Raw genomic sequence first — 16418 nt, 5'->3', positions numbered from 1 at the left:
AGATAAGACTGACGAAGTAAGTAACCATACCTACGGCAAGACGACGTTGACGTGGTTTGAAGAGATTTTCAAAGAGTATTATGGTTCACACCATGGGGTGTTTTTTGATGATTTTAAGCAAAATTCATACCATTTAATTGAAAGTTATTTAAATTAGATAAAAATTTGTTTTCTGAAAAAGTGGGAAAACATTGATTTTAAGCGAATTTTGAATCATATTCGAATGGGAGTTTTTAAAATCATGTTTCGGTGGTAAAAGTTCCAAACTGTATTCTCCATAGTAGAATGATATCACCTGCCAGCGAATCATCTGCCAATAAGTCCATATTTCGTTTGGGAACGGGCTTAGGATTTAGGAGCCAAGCATCCAAATCACGTTCAGGAGAGATGAAGGGTTTGACTTGGTGTTCTTTATAAAATATTTCTAAAATACTATTCACGGATAGCCTCTTTCAAACATTTATTTCCTACTTCTAACAAATTTCTAAATGGTTTAAAAATTTTATAGTCTGTCAAGTTTTTTTCTTGACACCTGTTAGAAATCTGCTATAATAGAACATGTGCTAAATAGCTCAGCTATTTCACCGAAATAAAAAATAAGAAAAGAGACTTTAAAAATGGCAGTTAAAATCCGTTTGACTCGTATGGGTTCTAAGAAAAAACCTTTCTACCGTATCAACGTAGCAGATTCACGTTCACCACGTGACGGACGTTTCATCGAAACAGTTGGAACTTACAATCCACTTGTTGCTGAAAACCAAGTAACTTTGAAAGAAGACCGCGTTCTTGCATGGTTGGCTGATGGAGCTCAACCTTCAGATACAGTTCGCAACATCCTTTCAAAAGAAGGCGTATTGAAAAAATTCCACGATTCTAAATTCTCAAAATAAGTTTAAAGTAGGTTGATAGATGGATACGATTGAAAATCTCATTATTGCGATTGTGAAACCCTTGATTTCACAACCAGATGCCTTAACTATCAAGATTGAAGATACACCAGAATTTTTGGAATATCATTTGAATCTTGATCAAAGCGATGTGGGTCGTGTAATCGGTCGTAAGGGTCGCACTATTTCTGCGATAAGAACGATTGTCTACTCTGTCCCAACTGAAGACAAAAAAGTAAGAATCGTTATTGACGAAAAATAAGAAGAGCGGGACAAATGTCTCGCTTTTTTGCGAGGAATAGAAGATGAAATATTTAACGTTTAGACAATTACAAGACTAGTTATACTCAATGAAAATNNCTAGCCGCAGGCTGTACTGGAGTACGGCAAGGTGAAGCTGACGTAGTTTGAAGAGATTTTCGAAGAGTATTACTCGAACATTACCAGTAGTCTCGAACTGAGGAAGGTCTTTTTATCAAGCTAGTGGAGGAAGTCGGAGAAGTAGCCGAGGTTTTGAATAGGCGCTCTGGTCGAAAAGAAGGGATAGGATTCGAACGAGGAACTTGCCAGAGAACTGACTGATATCATTCACTACACCGTCGCAATCGTCGCCATCAACCATATTGACCTTACCAAGACTATCTTTGAGAAAGATAAGACTGCAGCCATTAAGTACTAACATGAACGTGATTTGGAAGGATTTTTGAAGGTGAAGGAGAATTGATGTCCTCTTCCTCCAACTTGAGAAAATCCTTGAAACATGATAAAATAAAGGATAAGGACTTTTAATAATTCATTATATAGAATGAGTGGATTTCTTTATGAAGAGGTTTGAAGTATCTACAGAAATTGGTAGTCTCTCTGTTACTTATCAAAAGCAAAAGAAAGTGCTAATTTGTCTAAACGGAGCAGGTTTGCTACCAAGTTATGAAAATTTTTCACTTATACTCGAAAAACTTCCGTCCACAATTGGTTATTTGACAATTGATTTTCCGAACACAGGTAGAAGTCCGATTCATGACCAAGCTGGAAAAAATCTGGATAATCTTGCAGATGCAGTTTATGAAGTACTTGAAGAATTGGTGATTTCTGAATATATACTTTGTGTACATAGTTTGAGTGGAATTTTAGCTTGCAAATTGCTCAACAAACCAATTAAGTGTCAGGCTTTAGTAGCAATTGAACCGACAACTAAAAACGTCATGTTTGCTGATTTTTCAGAAAATCCTTATCCAGAAATGGAAGAGCAGATGAGGCTGATTGATGAGTGTGGTCCTGAACTTTATTTTAAGAACTTAACTCAAGCAACATTTAGTCCTGAAACGAATAAAGAAATCTGGGAAATAATGCAAGAAAAAGGTTCAGAGTTGGAAAATCAAGATCCAGGATTTCAGATATCTGGAGAGATTACTGAGGAAGATTTTGAGGATGTATCAATACCAGATTGTATCCCTGTATTTGTTTTTTGTCAGCCTTACAGAGAAAAAGAGTACAGAGAATCAGAATATTGGACTTCCAATGCTAGACTCATTTTAGGAGGGAATCACCATTATTTACAATGGTCTGAATCCGAAAAAATTGCGACTATTATTCGAGAATTGTCAGAATAAGATGGAAAGAAGGAGACTACAGGAGACAAGATGAACTACTTTAATGTTGGGAAAATCGTCAATACGCAGGGGTTGCAGGGTGAGATGCGAGTATTGTCTGTGACGGATTTTGCAGAAGAACGGTTTAAAAAAGGATCTGAGCTGGCCTTGTTTGATGAAAAAGATCAGTTTGTCCAAACAGTGATTATCGCTAGTCACCGTAAACAGAAGAACTTTGACATTATTAAATTCAAAGATATGTACCATATCAACGCTATCGAAAAGTATAAGGGATACAGTCTCAAGGTTGCTGAGGAAGATTTGAATGACCTAGACGATGGTGAATTCTACTATCACGAGATTATCGGTTTGGAAGTCTATGAGGGTGATAACTTGATTGGAACCATCAAGGAAATCCTGCAACCAGGTGCTAACGATGTCTGGGTGGTCAAGCGAAAAGGCAAACGTGACTTGCTCTTGCCTTATATTCCACCAGTGGTTCTCAATGTTGATATTCCGAATAACCGTGTCGATGTGGAAATTTTAGAAGGGTTAGATGATGAAGATTGATATTTTAACCCTCTTTCCAGAGATGTTTTCTCCACTGGAGCACTCAATCGTTGGAAAGGCTCGAGAAAAAGGGCTCTTGGATATCCAGTATCATAATTTTCGAGAAAATGCTGAAAAGGCCCGCCATGTAGACGATGAGCCCTACGGAGGTGGTCAGGGGATGTTGCTCCGAGCCCAACCCATTTTTGATGCCTTTGATGCTATTGAAAAGAAAAATCCGCGCGTTATTCTCCTCGATCCAGCTGGAAAGCAGTTTGATCAGGCTTATGCTGAGGATTTGGCCAAAGAAGAGGAACTGATCTTTATCTGCGGTCACTATGAGGGCTATGACGAGCGCATTAAGACCTTGGTGACAGATGAGATTTCCTTGGGAGACTATGTCCTTACTGGTGGAGAACTGGCGGCCATGACCATGATTGATGCTACGGTACGCCTGATTCCAGAAGTGATTGGCAAGGAGTCTAGCCACAAAGATGATAGTTTTTCTTCTGGGCTTCTCGAATACCCTCAGTACACACGTCCCTATGATTATCGAGGTATGGTTGTACCAGATGTATTGATGAGTGGTCACCATGAAAAGATTCGTCAGTGGCGCCTGTATGAGAGTTTGAAGAAAACCTACGAGCGCAGACCGGATTTGCTTGAACATTATCAACTGACAGCAGAAGAAGAAAAAATGCTGGCAGAAATCAAAGAAAACAAAGAATAAAGGAGATACCTATGCAAGTAATCAAACGTAATGGCGAAATTGCTGAATTTAATCCAGATAAGATTTACCAAGCCATCTTAAAGGCAGCCCAGACTGTCTATGTATTGACAGATGATTTGCGTCAAAACCTTGCACAAGTCACTAAGAAAGTGGTTTTGGATTTGGAAGAGGCCAAGGTGGAACGTGCTACTATTAGCATGATTCAGTCTATGGTTGAACATCGTCTACTGGGTGCAGGTTACATTACCATTGCAGAACACTACATTTCCTATCGTCTGCAACGTGACTTGGAAAGAAGTGGTTATGGAGATCATATCGCTGTTCATTTACATTTTGAACAAATTCGCTAAGAAAAAGAGTGGGATGAAGCAACTACATCTCACTCTTTCTTAAATCTATTTTTTTGGGCTGTTTGGACGGTTGAAGGGACAAATCGCAGGCGTTGAATATCGCTTATGCGGATAATACGGGTCACATTTTTGGCAAAATTTTTCACGATAATTTGCTGTCCTTGCTGATCGTATTTGATGATGTCACCTGTAAAGCTTGTCTCAGACAAGATAAGGTGAACAGCAGTTTGTTTCTGGATAGCCTCTTCAATAGTGGCTGTAAGGGAGTTGCTTTCAGTCTGGTCAGGTTGGTCATGTCCATTTAAAAAGTCATGTATTTTACCTAGAACTTGCTGGAATTTATGTCTCATATTGGCCTCCCTTCTTTTATATCAATATTATATAAAATTTTCCTAAAATCTACAAGATTTTACGAATAATCAGATGAAAGTTAAAAAAAGGAGAAGAAAATGGCAGAATTTACATTTGAAATCGAAGAGCACTTGTTGACTCTTTCTGAAAACGAAAAGGGTTGGACCAAGGAAATCAACCGTGTGAGCTTTAATGGTGCCCCTGCAAAGTTTGATATTCGTGCTTGGAGTCCAGACCATACGAAGATGGGCAAAGGAATTACTCTTTCCAATGAAGAATTTCAAACAATGGTGGATGCTTTTAAAGGAAACTAAGTTTTCAAAATGAAAGAAAAGGATATTGAGTCATGGCAACTCGATATCCTTTTTTAGTTAGCGAAGTAAGCCTGATTTTTAAGGCGTTGAAGTAGTGGACGGCTAATAAAACTAATAGCTAGAAGTTTACCAAGGTCTGGAATGATAAAGGGAATGACCCCCACAACAAGAGCTTTTTCAAATGCCATTCCAGCTAGGAAATGCAAGCTAAGAATCCCTCCGATAAAGACAAGTGCATCACCCAAGAGGTTTGCAAGAAAAATCTTGACAACACCACTCTTGCTGTTGGTTAGAGAGGAAGTAAGTCCAGAGTAAACGAGATAAAACCAAAGATAGCCTGCAGTAGGGCCAACTAAAGCCTGAAAACCAGCTCCACCTCCTGCAAACACAGGAAGACCGATAGCACCTAGAAGAAGATAGAGTCCAACAGAAAGTACAGCCTCTCTCGGTCTAAAGACAGTAGCAATCAAGCCGATTGCAAAGTTTTGCAGAGTGAAGGGAACAGGTCCAACTGGAAGACTGATTTGTGCCAAAACAGCAATGAGAGCAGCCCCAATAGTAGGGATAGCAAAAATGTGAGCTTTTTTCAAAATAGTTAACCTCTTTTCTGATGTATAGTAACTATTATACTCATAGAGGAATCATTGTCAACCAATTTTTTAAAACAAGGTAACAAAAACTGTAACGGCCGATTTTGCTTATTGGTTAAGTTGGATAATTTTTTTGTTGATTCGAAAATTGTCTGTATAGATAATCCTATTTTATTAATAAAAAATATACTAGTAAATACTTGACAAAGTAAAAAATAAGTGTTATATTAAAAATGTAAACGGATGCATTTAGATGTGTTCAATTTTAAAAGGAGGGGTAGTTATGAGATATTTTAACGACTCTAGATACCATAACGGTGATTAAAAACCTAAATATAATCAATTCATATTAAAGTAATATGGAGGGACTAAAAAGAGACTATTATTTAATCTTCATCAAATATTTAAATTCAAGGAGAAGTAAAATGAAAAAAAAGAATTAATAAGAAAGCATCTGTTTTTCTAGCTGCAAGTGTTTTCAGTTTTAGCTTTGCTACTGCAGCTAGTGTTGTTAGTGCAACTACAGCACACCCTGCTCCATATCCGATTATTGATGTATGGCAGTATGGTGTAGATAATAGCTATGGTTATTCAAATTACTTTGTTAGTTCTCCAAATAATATTGGTTCAAAATCTTCAGTAACGAATTATTGGGGAACCGTTAAAGCTTACGATAAAAAAGATTATGGATGGGCATATTCAAGTGCAAAAAAATCTTGGAGCGATATTCGATTAAATGCATATTGGGATTATTATAGATTTTAAAAATAATTTATGAAAACAAGAGGCCCAATTATAAGATTGGGTCTTTTGTAATATGGTAATTGCTTATGAAATTAAAATTATGTATCATTGGATTCTTCTTTTGTTTGATTGCTACAATTGGACTGGTCACTATTAGTGATACCGAAATCCCCATACCTTTACCAATTGATGGTGCTTTTTCTATCCAAGGAAAAAGTAAGCTTTCTAATAACGAAATATACGAAATGGTTCGTGACTTATCAAAAACGGAAAAGGTTACCATTTACAAGCCAATCGTTCAGAGTTCGGGTCAGTTGAAGTATGTAAATTTTGATGATGTAAATAATGAACAATTAAAGTCAGCACCAATAATAGGGATGTATTATACCCTTGGGAAAATGGATGTAGATAGTTTGAAACCACTTACGATGACGGGGCTGCAAACAGTCTATATGGCTTATCCTTGGTATATAGGAGGAATATTACAATTCACTGGAACTTTAAGAATACTGTTAATGGGTTCAATTTACTTAACTTTATTAGTTGTTTTATTTGTTGTTAGGACGAGGCAGATCAAAGAAGGAGTGATACGACGTTCTTTGGGCTTGACTGTATACGATCTAAGAAGAGAGTATGGCATTTCTCTTATTTTTGAACTGATTATGATGGCTTTATTGATGATTTCTTACAGTTCTTTTTTGGGTAATGGTTTCTTCACCTATAGCTCTAAGTTATTTTTCTCTCTGCTTTTAACGAATTTTATACTATTTCAAATCATTGATCTCATCACCTTTGTTTTATTTTGGTTGACGATTCAGATTGAAAAGCCCATTGAAATTATTAAAAACAAGGCAAAAAACAAGCTTATTTTTGTCGTATGGCTTGCTATTATTTCGATTATCATCCTTGTCTCAGGAATTTTTTTACAAGAAACAAAGAGTAGTCAATCTAGTATGAACATACAAATACAGAATTTAGTACCGTGGGACACAGTAAAAGACTGGAGAAGGATTGAGTTCCTTGGAATTGAAAGTAACTCTGCTAAAAATGGAGAAGTTAATGATTCAGATGGTCAGTATCTACAGATAGTTGCTGCCTTAAAAAACTTAGATTTCTTATATATAGAACGATCTTCAGCATATGTTCCAGATTTTATGAAAACATCTCATGTTTTAGAAGACTTTTCTAAACAATTAGAAAATGACGGAATAACGAATCCAGAAATAAATAAAGAGTTGATTTATATTAATCAAACAGGTGCTAACCTACAAAATAAAGTGAATGGGACAAACTATCATCTTTTAGATAATAAGATAGCAACCATCTATATTCCTGAGAAATGGAAAGAAAACCAGAAATCTATTGAGAATACAGTTGTAGCAGAACAATTTATTGGAACACACTATACAAAAGAACAGCTTGCAGTACAAATAATTCCTGATGGGGAAAAAATTTTTTATTTTAATGAGGATGCTGATATCGATCATAAAAATAAAGATATTTTACCGCTGGCAAGTGTAGCAGATAGCCAAGATAACATTGTTGTTGTGTTAGATACGGACAAAATGATGGAAAATAATAAGTTTACTTTGGCTAGTAATATAACTAATAAGTCTCTTTTTAGTCCTGAAGCGGTAAAAAAAATAAATGAGATGACTGTCCCGTTGAATTTCTCAATGAATCCAGTAGATGTTTACCAAATTGTGAAATTAAAGATTCAATCCTTAGAGCACCAAATTTTACTTTCACAAATCTTGCAGAAGATAATTTACAGTATTATCTTTATACTCATTTATCAATATGTCCAACTTTTTATTACTCTAAAACAGAATGAATATGTGAAAAAAATCATTTTGGGTCTTTCAAAAACATATATAGCAATTTCAAGTCTCAAATATTTTATGATGACTATTACAATGGTTATTCTATTTACATTTCTTGTGACAGGGCAAATAGAGTTGCTATATATTGGAGCGGCTTCTCTGCTAGTTTTGATGTTGTCAATCATAATGAGTTTTAGAAAATTATCTGAAAGCTACACTAAAATTTTAAAAGGAGATGAATCATGACAATTGACCTTTTGAACGTTTCAAAAAGTTTCGGCTCAAAGAAGATCTTTACAGACTTAAATTTAATATTTGAATCTGGAAAAAGCTATGCATTGATTGGAGGTTCTGGCTCCGGTAAAAGTACCCTTCTTAATATTATAGGAAGATTAGAAAAAATTGACAGTGGGAATGTTTTAGTTGATAAACAAGATATTTGGAAGATAAAAGAAAGAACTTTTTTTAAAAATACTGTTGGATATGTATTTCAGAATTATTCTTTAATAGATAACAAAACAGTATATGATAATCTGAGCCTTATCACTAAAGACAAAAAAACAATAACTGACGTACTTGAAAAAGTAGGACTGTCAAGTGACTATTTACACCAAAAAATATATGAATTGTCTGGAGGGCAGGCTCAACGTGTAGCTATTGCCAGAATGTTAATGAAACCACGTAAAATTATCTTAGCAGATGAACCTACAGGAGCTTTAGATGGTGAGATTGGAAAAGAAATTATTCGTTTACTATTGAATGAAACAACTGAAGATAAATATGTCATTATAGCGACACATGATCCAGCTGTCTATAACGAAGTTGATGTGATAATTGACATGAAAGATATAGGGTATAAGGTATGAAAAAGAAAATTTATATTGCTTTGATCTTTGTAACTGGGGTACTCGCCATTTTCTTTTTTGGAAAACAAATGATTACAAAAGAAAATATCAATAAGCCAACGGTAGAGTTAACAATCTATACGCTTTCTTCTAGTGATACAGAAAAATGGAATAAAGTGAGACAAGTAGAAACGGAAGAAGCTATATACTTCATAACTGTGAAAGAAGTATCATCTTCAGAAGAAGTATTTTCAAACATCATTGCAAATGGAGCTGCTACGGGGTTCGGAGTTCGTGAAGAAGAAGTGAAGAAATTCAATAATGGTTTAGGAGACACCATAGAGGACTCTAAGCATAATAAACTAATTGAAATAGAATTTTTTACTTTTTCTGATGATGGCGCGGGATTTGTGGTAGCAAACTTTGACTACGGTAAAGAAGAGTTGAATTATCAGAAAAAAGATATAAAAGAATTATATAAAAAAATATATGAATCTTTTAAAGAAAAGAATAAATGATTGTATTATAATCCTTGTATTTTGCTATGGTTTGTTAATTGATTTTTGCATATCTTACTTCAACATACTATAAAATAAAACATAAGAAAACGAGTATCTCCAACTACGGAAATACTCGCTTTTTGATATTTAGAAGTGTTTTTTGCTTTGCTTCTTTTGTTTCGATTAACGCATGGTTACAAATTCTTCAGATGAAGTTGGGTGAATCGCTACAGTTGCGTCAAAGTCAGCCTTGGTTGCTCCCATTTTGATAGCAACGGCAAATCCCTGAATCATTTCATCAACGCCGTAGCCAATTCCATGAAGTCCGACAACTTTTTCTTCTGAACCAGCTGTTATGAGTTTGAAACGGGATTCTTGACGGTTGCGAGTGCAAGCAGAGTACATAGATGCAAAGCTTGATTTGTAAACCTTGATTTGGTCTTGACCGTATTCTTTAATAGCTTGCTCTTCTGTCAAACCAACAGTTCCGATAGCAGGGTGTGAAAAGACAACAGTTGGAATAGTTGAGTAATCCATTTTTGCAGTAGTTTTTCCGTTAAAGAGACGTTCAGATAAAGTACGTCCAGCCTTGATAGCAACTGGAGTCAGTTCTTTTTCACCTGTTACATCACCTAGAGCATAGATTCCCTCAACAACAGTATTTTGGTATTCATCCACTTGGATAAAGCCACGTTCGTTCAGAGTGACTCCAGCTTTTTCAAGTTGCAAGCCCTTAACGTTTGGACGGCGGCCTGTAGCCCAGATAACTTGGCTAGCTGTGTGACTAGTACCATCTTCGAAATGAATGGTAATGCCGTCAGCAGTTTTTTCTAACTTGGCAGGGACTTTGTGAGTATGAAGTGGTAAGTTTGTTCTTTCCATTTCCTTGACCAAACCTTCAACGATGTAGGAATCAAAACCACGTAAAGGACGATCGCGGCGAACAAAGAGGTCTGTCTTGACACCAAAAGTGTGGAGTACGCCAGCCAATTCAACGGCAATATAACCCGCGCCTAGAATAGCAACTGACTCTGGAAGTTCTTCCCAGGCAAATACATCATCAGAAGAGCCACCTAGCTCAGCACCAGGAATATTAGGAATACTTGGATGGGCACCAGTAGCAATCACGATATGTTTAGCACGAATCAGTTCACCATTTACGCTGACAGTATGAGAATCTACAAATTCAGCATGACCTTCAATCAAGTCTACACCGTTGCGTTTAAAACTACCATCATAAGAAGAACGAGCACGATCAATGTAGGCTTCACGATTGCGACGTAGGGTTGCAAAGTCAAAGTTAAGATCAGTAGTCTTAAGACCGTAGTCTTCTCCAAATTGATGGAAAGTCTCAGCGATTTGCGCCCCGTACCACATGATTTTTTTAGGAACGCAGCCGACGTTGACGCAAGTTCCACCTAGTTTCTTTTCTTCAATAACGGCCGCTTTGGCTCCATGTTCACCAGCACGGTTCATGGTGGCAATTCCTCCGCTACCTCCACCGATAGCGATGATATCGTATTCTCTCATTGAAAACTCCTTTGTACTCTTTTAAATAGTAGAGTGTCATTTTTTGATAGTCATATTCTATCTTTTTTTTGATGTGATTGCAAAAATCTGCTACGCACAAAAAATTGCAAAAAAGCTTGCCAAATAAGTCAAGATAGTGTATTATATAACTAGTACAATAGAAAAGGAGGATTTCCGAACGATTGTTTAATCCTGAACTGTCATTATTTCCATCTGAACTGCATTGTTTGCTGGAGGGAAATTTGGTATAATAGCAAAGTATTGTAAAAAAGAAAAGGAGTTTCATTATGAAGAAAAAGAATGGTAAAGCTAAAAAGTGGCAACTGTATGCAGCCATCGGTGCTGCGAGTGTAGTTGTATTGGGGGCTGGGGGGATTTTACTCTTTAGACAACCCTCGCAAACCGCTGTAAAAGATGAACCTACTCATCTTGTTGTTGCCAAGGAAGGAAGCGTGGCATCCTCTGTTTTATTATCAGGAACAGTAACGGCAAAAAATGAACAATACGTTTATTTTGATGCTAGCAAGGGAGATTTAGACGAAATCCTTGTTTCTGTGGGCGATAAGGTCAGCGAAGGGCAGGCTCTAGTCAAGTACAGTAGTTCAGAAGCCCAGGCGGCCTATGATTCAGCTAGTCGAGCAGTCGCTAAGGCAGACCGTCATATCAATGAACTCAATCAAGCACGAAATGAAGCCGCTTCAGCTCCGGCTCCACAGTTACCAGCGCCAGTAGGAGGAGAAGATGCAACGGCGCAAAGCCCAACTCCAGTGGCTGGAAATTCTCTTGCCTCTATTGACGCTCAATTGGGTGATGCCCGTGATGCGCGTGCAGACGCTGCGGCGCAATTAAGCAAGGCTCAAAGTCAATTGGATGCAACAACTGTTCTCAGTACCCTAGAGGGAACTGTAGTCGAAGTCAATAGCAATGTTTCTAAATCTCCAACAGGGGCGAGTCAAGTTATGGTTCATATTGTCAGCAATGAAAATTTACAAGTCAAGGGAGAATTGTCTGAGTACAATCTAGCCAACCTTTCTGTAGGTCAAGAAGTAAGCTTTACTTCTAAAGTATATCCTGATAAAAAATGGACTGGGAAATTAAGCTATATTTCTGACTATCCTAAAAACAATGGTGAAGCAGCTAGTCCAGCAGCTGGGGCTAATACAGGTTCTAAATACCCTTATACTATTGATGTGACAGGCGAAGTTGGTGATTTGAAACAAGGATTCTCAGTAAGTGTTGAAGTCAAAAATAAGAGTAAAGCCATTTTGGTTCCTCTAACAAGTGTTGTGACTGAAAATGATAAGAACTATGTCTGGGTGCTTGACGAGCAGAAAAAGGCCAAGAAAGTGGAAGTTGGTTTGGGCAATGCTGATGCAGACAACCAAGAAATCACTTCAGGTCTGACAAATGGAGTCAAGGTCATCAGTAACCCAACGTCTTCCTTGGAAGAAGGAAAAGAGGTGAAGGCTGATGAAGCAACTAATTAGTCTAAAAAATATCTGCAGAAGCTATCGCAATGGTGACCAAGAACTGCAGGTTCTCAAAAACATCAATCTAGAAGTGAATGAGGGTGAATTTGTTGCCATCATGGGACCATCTGGTTCTGGGAAGTCCACTCTGATGAATACGATTGGCATGTTGGATACACCAACCAGTGGAGAGTATTATCTTGAAGGCCAAGAAGTGGCTGGACTGGGTGAAAAACAATTAGCCAAGGTTCGTAACCAACAAATCGGTTTTGTCTTTCAGCAGTTCTTTCTTCTATCGAAGCTCAATGCTCTGCAAAATGTAGAATTGCCCTTGATTTACGCAGGAGTTTCGTCTTCAAAACGGCGCAAGTTGGCTGAGGAGTATTTAGACAAGGTTGAATTGACAGAACGTAGTCACCATTTGCCTTCGGAATTATCTGGTGGTCAAAAGCAACGTGTGGCTATTGCTCGTGCCTTGGTAAACAATCCTTCTATTATCCTAGCGGACGAACCGACAGGAGCCTTGGATACCAAAACAGGGAATCAAATTATGCAACTATTGGTTGACTTGAACAAAGAAGGAAAAACCATTATCATGGTAACGCATGAGCCTGAGATTGCTGCCTATGCTAAACGTCAGATTATCATTCGAGATGGAGTCATTTCATCTGACAGTGCTCAGTTAGGAAAGGAGGAAAACTAAGATGCAGAATCTGAAATTTGCCTTTTCATCTATCATGGCTCACAAGATGCGTTCTTTGCTTACCATGATTGGGATTATTATCGGTGTTTCATCAGTTGTTGTGATTATGGCTTTGGGAGATTCCCTATCTCGTCAAGTTAATAAAGATATGACCAAATCTCAGAAAAATATTAGCGTCTTCTTCTCTCCTAAAAAAAGTAAAGATGGGTCTTTTACTCAGAAACAATCAGCTTTTACGGTTTCTGGAAAGGAAGAGGAAATTCCTGTTGAACCGCCAAAACCGCAAGAATCCTGGGTCCAAGAGGCAGCCAAACTCAAGGGAGTGGATAGTTACTATGTAACCAATTCAACGAATGCCATCTTGACCTATCAAGATAAAAAGGTTGAGAATGCTAATTTGACAGGTGGAAACAGAACTTACATGGACGCTGTTAAGAATGAAATTATTGCAGGTCGTAGTCTGAGAGAGCAAGATTTCAAAGAGTTTGCAAGTGTCATTTTGCTAGATGAGGAATTGTCCATTAGTTTATTTGAATCTCCTCAAGAGGCTATTAACAAGGTTGTAGAAGTCAATGGATTTAGTTACCGGGTCATTGGGGTTTATACTAGTCCGGAGGCTAAAAAGTCAAAAATATATGGGTTTGGTGGCTTGCCTATTACTACCAATATCTCCCTTGCTGCGAATTTTAATGTAGATGAAATAGCTAGTATTGTTTTTCGAGTGAATGATACCAGTTTAACCCCAACTCTGGGTCCAGAACTGGCACGAAAAATGACAGAGCTTGCAGGCTTACAACAGGGAGAATACCAGGTGGCAGATGAGTCCGTTGTATTTGCAGAAATTCAACAATCGTTTAGTTTTATGACGACGATTATTAGTTCCATCGCAGGGATTTCTCTCTTTGTTGGAGGAACTGGTGTCATGAACATCATGCTGGTTTCGGTGACAGAGCGCACTCGTGAGATTGGTCTTCGTAAGGCTTTGGGCGCAACACGTGCCAATATTTTAATTCAGTTTTTGATTGAATCCATGATTTTGACCTTGTTAGGTGGCTTAATTGGCTTGACAATTGCAAGTGGTTTAACTGCCTTAGCAGGTTTGTTACTGCAAGGTTTAATAGAAGGTATAGAAGTTGGAGTATCAATCCCAGTTGCCCTATTTAGTCTTGCAGTTTCGGCTAGCGTTGGTATGATTTTTGGGGTCTTGCCAGCCAACAAGGCATCGAAACTTGATCCAATTGAAGCCCTTCGTTATGAATAAGATCAACAAGATGGACACTCGTCTATCTTGTTTTTGTATGGATTTCCCTATCGAAATTCATTAAAAATGTGATATAATGAAGTGTTAGAAAAACAGGTTTCATTTGCCTGGAAAGGAAAAATTATGTCTGAAAAGAATTTTTATATTACAACGCCGATTTACTATCCATCTGGAAAACTGCATATCGGTTCTGCCTACACAACCATTGCTTGTGATGTCCTAGCACGTTACAAACGCCTGATGGGCTACGATGTCTTTTATTTGACAGGTCTTGATGAACATGGTCAGAAGATCCAGCAGAAAGCTGAAGAAGCTGGCATTACACCACAAGCCTATGTTGATGGGATGGCAGTTGGAGTCAAAGAACTCTGGAAATTACTAGATATCTCATACGATAAATTTATCCGTACAACTGATGACTACCATGAAAAAGTTGTCGCACAGGTCTTTGAACGCTTACTTGCTCAAGATGATATCTACTTGGGTGAATACTCTGGTTGGTATTCAGTATCAGACGAAGAATTCTTTACAGAAAGCCAACTGGCAGAAGTTTTCCGTGATGAAGCTGGAAATGTGACTGGTGGTATTGCTCCATCAGGTCACGAGGTTGAATGGGTATCCGAAGAATCATACTTCCTTCGCCTTAGCAAATACCAAGATCGTTTGGTCGAATTTTTCAAAGCTCATCCTGAATTTATCACTCCAGATGGTCGCCTTAATGAAATGCTACGCAACTTCATCGAGCCAGGTTTGGAAGATTTGGCGGTATCTCGTACAACCTTTACATGGGGAGTGCCTGTCCCATCAAATCCAAAACACGTTGTCTACGTTTGGATTGATGCCCTTCTTAACTATGCGACAGCTCTTGGCTACGGTCAAGACGAACATGGTAACTTTGACAAGTTCTGGAATGGAACAGTCTTCCACATGGTAGGAAAAGACATCCTTCGTTTCCACTCCATCTACTGGCCAGTCCTTCTTATGATGTTGGATGTTAAATTACCTGATCGTTTGATTGCCCATGGTTGGTTTGTCATGAAAGATGGTAAAATGTCTAAATCTAAAGGGAATGTCGTTTACCCTGAAATGTTGGTAGAGCGTTATGGACTAGATCCACTTCGTTACTACCTCATGCGTAGCCTTCCAGTTGGTTCAGATGGAACCTTCACTCCAGAAGACTATGTCGGCCGTATCAACTATGAATTGGCTAATGACCTTGGCAACCTCCTCAACCGTACGGTTTCTATGATTAACAAGTACTTTGATGGACAAATCCCTGCCTATGTAGAGGGCGTAACAGAGTTTGATAATGCTCTTGCTCAAGTAGCAGAGCAATCAATCGCTGACTACCATACACACATGGAAGCAGTTGACTACCCACGTGCGCTTGAAGCAGTCTGGACTCTTATCTCTCGTACTAATAAATACATCGACGAGACAGCTCCATGGGTCTTGGCTAAGGATGAAGCTCTTCGTGACCAATTAGCAAGTGTTATGAGCCACTTGGCAGCCAGCCTTCGTGTCGTCGCTCACTTGATTGAACCATTTATGATGGAAACTAGTCGTGCGGTTATGACTCAACTTGGCTTAGCAGAAGTTTCTAGTCTTGAAAACTTGAGTTTGGCTGCTTTCCCTGAGGGTGTAACAGTAGTTGCCAAAGGAACACTAATCTTCCCACGCCTGGATATGGAAGAAGAAATCGCCTATATCAAGGAACAAATGGAAGGCAACAAGCCAGCTGTCGAAAAAGAATGGAATCCAGACGAAGTCGAACTCAAACTAAGCAAGGATGAAATCAAGTTTGAAGACTTTGACAAGGTTGAAATCCGTGTCGCAGAAGTCAAAGAAGTTTCTAAAGTTGAAGGCTCTGATAAGTTGCTTCAATTCCGCTTGGATGCAGGTGATGGCGAAGACCGTCAAATTCTCTCAGGAATTGCAAAATACTATCCAAATGAACAAGAATTGGTCGGCAAGAAAGTTCAAATCGTTGCCAATCTCAAACCACGTAAAATGATGAAAAAATATGTCAGCCAAGGGATGATTCTCTCAGCTGAACATGATGGAAAATTAACCCTTCTCACAGTTGATTCAGCTGTACCAAATGGAAGTGTGATTGGGTAAAAGTATACAGGACTAGTTCATGCTAGTTCTGTTTTTTATTTACACTCAATGAAAATCAAAGA

General features: G+C 38.1%; 19 protein-coding genes and 1 pseudogene. 16 read left to right on the top strand and 4 right to left on the bottom strand.

Features of this window, described 5'->3' with window-relative positions; translation table 11 throughout:
* Nucleotides 1–239: 239 nt before the first annotated feature.
* Nucleotides 240–440, bottom strand: a complete 201-nt coding sequence (locus HT736_RS09000) for a hypothetical protein (RefSeq protein WP_001084631.1) — start codon at nucleotides 438–440, stop codon at nucleotides 240–242.
* Between the two features lie 177 nt (nucleotides 441–617).
* Here HT736_RS09000 and rpsP point away from each other — a divergent pair, with 177 nt between their 5' ends.
* The 7 genes and pseudogenes from rpsP to HT736_RS08965 all read left to right on the top strand — a co-directional run bounded on the left by rpsP (nucleotide 618) and on the right by HT736_RS08965 (nucleotide 4105).
* The gene (gene rpsP, locus HT736_RS08995) at nucleotides 618–890 is read left to right on the top strand and encodes a 30S ribosomal protein S16 (RefSeq protein ID WP_000268760.1); all 273 of its coding nucleotides are present in this window, start codon (nucleotides 618–620) and stop codon (nucleotides 888–890) included.
* A gap of 19 nt (nucleotides 891–909) precedes the next feature.
* A complete protein-coding gene (kphA, locus tag HT736_RS08990; protein ID WP_000379620.1) occupies nucleotides 910–1149 on the top strand; it encodes an RNA-binding protein KphA in 240 nt (79 codons plus the stop codon).
* Between the two features lie 167 nt (nucleotides 1150–1316).
* Nucleotides 1317–1566: pseudogene (locus HT736_RS11800) on the top strand (MazG nucleotide pyrophosphohydrolase domain-containing protein); the annotation flags it as partial.
* A 142-nt stretch (nucleotides 1567–1708) separates the two neighbouring features.
* Nucleotides 1709–2497 (top strand): alpha/beta hydrolase, encoded by a 789-nt coding sequence (locus tag HT736_RS08980; RefSeq protein WP_000819188.1) that lies wholly within the window; start codon nucleotides 1709–1711, stop codon nucleotides 2495–2497.
* A gap of 30 nt (nucleotides 2498–2527) precedes the next feature.
* Nucleotides 2528–3046 carry a ribosome maturation factor RimM gene (gene rimM, locus HT736_RS08975; protein ID WP_023933582.1) on the top strand — a complete coding sequence of 173 codons (519 nt, stop codon included), beginning with the start codon at nucleotides 2528–2530 and terminating at the stop codon, nucleotides 3044–3046.
* Entirely contained in the window at nucleotides 3036–3755 is a 720-nt protein-coding gene (gene trmD, locus HT736_RS08970) for a tRNA (guanosine(37)-N1)-methyltransferase TrmD (RefSeq protein WP_014017227.1), read from the top strand. The genes rimM and trmD overlap by 11 nt, the downstream gene beginning before the upstream one ends.
* Before the next feature lie 11 nt (nucleotides 3756–3766).
* Nucleotides 3767–4105 carry an ATP cone domain-containing protein gene (locus HT736_RS08965; RefSeq protein WP_001196047.1) on the top strand — a complete coding sequence of 113 codons (339 nt, stop codon included), beginning with the start codon at nucleotides 3767–3769 and terminating at the stop codon, nucleotides 4103–4105.
* A gap of 29 nt (nucleotides 4106–4134) precedes the next feature.
* Here HT736_RS08965 and HT736_RS08960 read toward each other — a convergent pair whose 3' ends face one another.
* Nucleotides 4135–4455, bottom strand: coding sequence for a hypothetical protein (locus tag HT736_RS08960; protein ID WP_172930969.1), 321 nt, complete (start codon nucleotides 4453–4455; stop codon nucleotides 4135–4137).
* A gap of 99 nt (nucleotides 4456–4554) precedes the next feature.
* On the opposite strand from HT736_RS08960, the gene HT736_RS08955 reads away from it, so the two are divergent.
* A complete protein-coding gene (locus HT736_RS08955; protein WP_000807422.1) occupies nucleotides 4555–4770 on the top strand; it encodes a YdbC family protein in 216 nt (71 codons plus the stop codon).
* Nucleotides 4771–4823: 53 nt separating this feature from the next.
* Here HT736_RS08955 and HT736_RS08950 read toward each other — a convergent pair whose 3' ends face one another.
* On the bottom strand, nucleotides 4824–5360 hold the full coding sequence (locus HT736_RS08950; RefSeq protein ID WP_138701032.1) for a biotin transporter BioY: 537 nt from the start codon (nucleotides 5358–5360) through the stop codon (nucleotides 4824–4826).
* A gap of 438 nt (nucleotides 5361–5798) precedes the next feature.
* Here HT736_RS08950 and HT736_RS12120 point away from each other — a divergent pair, with 438 nt between their 5' ends.
* From HT736_RS12120 to HT736_RS08935, 4 genes are all read left to right on the top strand, one after another.
* Entirely contained in the window at nucleotides 5799–6125 is a 327-nt protein-coding gene (locus tag HT736_RS12120; RefSeq protein ID WP_138703669.1) for a hypothetical protein, read from the top strand.
* A 65-nt stretch (nucleotides 6126–6190) separates the two neighbouring features.
* On the top strand, nucleotides 6191–8173 hold the full coding sequence (locus tag HT736_RS08945) for an ABC transporter permease (RefSeq protein ID WP_172930968.1): 1983 nt from the start codon (nucleotides 6191–6193) through the stop codon (nucleotides 8171–8173).
* Nucleotides 8170–8793: an ATP-binding cassette domain-containing protein gene (locus HT736_RS08940; protein ID WP_023935831.1), complete on the top strand. Its 624-nt coding sequence runs from the start codon at nucleotides 8170–8172 to the stop codon at nucleotides 8791–8793. Before HT736_RS08945 ends, HT736_RS08940 begins: the two co-directional genes overlap by 4 nt.
* The gene (locus tag HT736_RS08935; RefSeq protein ID WP_172930967.1) at nucleotides 8790–9290 is read left to right on the top strand and encodes a hypothetical protein; all 501 of its coding nucleotides are present in this window, start codon (nucleotides 8790–8792) and stop codon (nucleotides 9288–9290) included. Before HT736_RS08940 ends, HT736_RS08935 begins: the two co-directional genes overlap by 4 nt.
* Nucleotides 9291–9455: 165 nt before the next feature.
* Here HT736_RS08935 and gor read toward each other — a convergent pair whose 3' ends face one another.
* On the bottom strand, nucleotides 9456–10802 hold the full coding sequence (gene gor, locus HT736_RS08930) for a glutathione-disulfide reductase (protein ID WP_050261892.1): 1347 nt from the start codon (nucleotides 10800–10802) through the stop codon (nucleotides 9456–9458).
* A gap of 287 nt (nucleotides 10803–11089) precedes the next feature.
* Between gor and HT736_RS08925 the strand changes: the two genes are divergently transcribed.
* From HT736_RS08925 to metG, 4 genes are all read left to right on the top strand, one after another.
* Complete coding sequence (locus HT736_RS08925; RefSeq protein WP_000728649.1) at nucleotides 11090–12289, top strand: efflux RND transporter periplasmic adaptor subunit; 1200 nt, start codon at nucleotides 11090–11092, stop codon at nucleotides 12287–12289.
* Nucleotides 12273–12974, top strand: coding sequence for an ABC transporter ATP-binding protein (locus tag HT736_RS08920; RefSeq protein ID WP_000811473.1), 702 nt, complete (start codon nucleotides 12273–12275; stop codon nucleotides 12972–12974). The genes HT736_RS08925 and HT736_RS08920 overlap by 17 nt, the downstream gene beginning before the upstream one ends.
* A gap of 1 nt (nucleotide 12975) precedes the next feature.
* A complete protein-coding gene (locus HT736_RS08915; RefSeq protein ID WP_001180416.1) occupies nucleotides 12976–14235 on the top strand; it encodes an ABC transporter permease in 1260 nt (419 codons plus the stop codon).
* 123 nt (nucleotides 14236–14358) lie between these two features.
* Complete coding sequence (metG, locus tag HT736_RS08910) at nucleotides 14359–16356, top strand: methionine--tRNA ligase (RefSeq protein ID WP_119919853.1); 1998 nt, start codon at nucleotides 14359–14361, stop codon at nucleotides 16354–16356.
* The last annotated feature ends 62 nt before the right edge of the window (nucleotides 16357–16418 follow it).

Source organism: Streptococcus sp. 339, from assembly GCF_013277285.1.
GTDB lineage: Bacteria > Bacillota > Bacilli > Lactobacillales > Streptococcaceae > Streptococcus > Streptococcus pseudopneumoniae.
Note: the sequence above shows the minus strand (reverse complement) of the source record. Positions and strands in the feature narration are given on the sequence as shown.

Coding starts and splice junctions, on each gene's coding strand:
- trmD (WP_014017227.1), top strand. CDS start 3,036: ATGAAGATTGATATTTTAACCCTCTTTCCAGAGATGTTTTCTCCACTG.
- HT736_RS08965 (WP_001196047.1), top strand. CDS start 3,767: ATGCAAGTAATCAAACGTAATGGCGAAATTGCTGAATTTAATCCAGAT.
- HT736_RS08935 (WP_172930967.1), top strand. CDS start 8,790: ATGAAAAAGAAAATTTATATTGCTTTGATCTTTGTAACTGGGGTACTC.
- HT736_RS08940 (WP_023935831.1), top strand. CDS start 8,170: ATGACAATTGACCTTTTGAACGTTTCAAAAAGTTTCGGCTCAAAGAAG.
- HT736_RS08945 (WP_172930968.1), top strand. CDS start 6,191: ATGAAATTAAAATTATGTATCATTGGATTCTTCTTTTGTTTGATTGCT.
- HT736_RS08925 (WP_000728649.1), top strand. CDS start 11,090: ATGAAGAAAAAGAATGGTAAAGCTAAAAAGTGGCAACTGTATGCAGCC.
- kphA (WP_000379620.1), top strand. CDS start 910: ATGGATACGATTGAAAATCTCATTATTGCGATTGTGAAACCCTTGATT.
- HT736_RS08920 (WP_000811473.1), top strand. CDS start 12,273: ATGAAGCAACTAATTAGTCTAAAAAATATCTGCAGAAGCTATCGCAAT.
- HT736_RS08955 (WP_000807422.1), top strand. CDS start 4,555: ATGGCAGAATTTACATTTGAAATCGAAGAGCACTTGTTGACTCTTTCT.
- metG (WP_119919853.1), top strand. CDS start 14,359: ATGTCTGAAAAGAATTTTTATATTACAACGCCGATTTACTATCCATCT.
- rimM (WP_023933582.1), top strand. CDS start 2,528: ATGAACTACTTTAATGTTGGGAAAATCGTCAATACGCAGGGGTTGCAG.
- rpsP (WP_000268760.1), top strand. CDS start 618: ATGGCAGTTAAAATCCGTTTGACTCGTATGGGTTCTAAGAAAAAACCT.
- HT736_RS08960 (WP_172930969.1), bottom strand. CDS start 4,455: ATGAGACATAAATTCCAGCAAGTTCTAGGTAAAATACATGACTTTTTA.
- gor (WP_050261892.1), bottom strand. CDS start 10,802: ATGAGAGAATACGATATCATCGCTATCGGTGGAGGTAGCGGAGGAATT.
- HT736_RS08915 (WP_001180416.1), top strand. CDS start 12,976: ATGCAGAATCTGAAATTTGCCTTTTCATCTATCATGGCTCACAAGATG.
- HT736_RS08980 (WP_000819188.1), top strand. CDS start 1,709: ATGAAGAGGTTTGAAGTATCTACAGAAATTGGTAGTCTCTCTGTTACT.